Origin of the sequence: Streptomyces sp. WAC05292 (genome assembly GCF_003949955.1) — a bacterium.
GTDB lineage: Bacteria > Actinomycetota > Actinomycetes > Streptomycetales > Streptomycetaceae > Streptomyces > Streptomyces globosus.
Genome location: NZ_RPSE01000813.1, coordinates 1 through 833, shown reverse-complemented (window position 1 = coordinate 833; position 833 = coordinate 1). Strand labels below are relative to the sequence as shown.

Here is an 833-nt window from a genome sequence, read left to right as displayed (position 1 = left end):
GCCCCAGACCCCGCGCCTCAAACGCCGGCGGGGCTGATTTTCAGCCCGCCCGGCGTTTGAGGGCACGGGCGCGGCGCGCGCGTACGGGGTCCGGGGGCTGCGCCCCCGGTTCGGGAAGGGGCGGGGTGGGGGAAGGCCCTGCGCAGCGGCCGGTGCTACTTCTCGGTGACTCCCGCGGAGTCGAAGGTGGCGACCTCGTGCATCGCGCGGGCGGCGCTCTGCACCAGCGGGAGGGCGAGGAGGGCTCCGGTGCCCTCGCCGAGCCGCAGATCCAGGTCGACCAGCGGGCGCAGGCCGAGCTTGTTGAGCGCGGCGACGTGCCCGGGCTCGGCGCTGCGGTGCCCGGCGATGCAGGCGGAGAGCGCCTCGGGAGCGATGGCCCGGGCCACGAGCGCGGCCGCGCCGGCGCTGACGCCGTCGAGGATGACGGGTGTGCGCAGGGAGGCGCCGCCGAGGAGGAGGCCGACGATCGCCGCGTGTTCCAGCCCGCCGATGGCCGCGAGGACGCCGATGGGGTCCTCGGGGTCGGGCTGGTGGAGTTCCAGGGCGCGTCGGACGACGTCCACCTTGCGGGCGTGGGTCTCGTCGTTGATGCCGGTGCCGCGGCCGGTGACCTCCGAGGGGTCGGCGCCGGTGAACACGGAGATGAGGGCGGCGGAGACCGTGGTGTTCGCGATGCCCATCTCGCCGGTGAGCAGGGCCTTGTTGCCGGCGGCGACGAGGTCGCGGGCGGTCTCGATGCCGACCTCGATGGCCGCGACGGCCTCTTCGCGGGTCATGGCGGGGCCGGCGGTGAGGTCGGCGGTGCCGGGGCGGACCTTGCGGGGCAGCAG

The 833-nt window shown here is 75.9% G+C and carries 1 protein-coding gene; it reads right to left on the bottom strand.

Translation table 11 applies throughout. The features are described 5' to 3' along the window. Positions 1–155: 155 nt before the first annotated feature. A partial coding sequence (locus tag EF903_RS33195; protein WP_148142677.1) for a nicotinate-nucleotide--dimethylbenzimidazole phosphoribosyltransferase occupies positions 156–833 on the bottom strand: 678 nt, incomplete at its 5' end.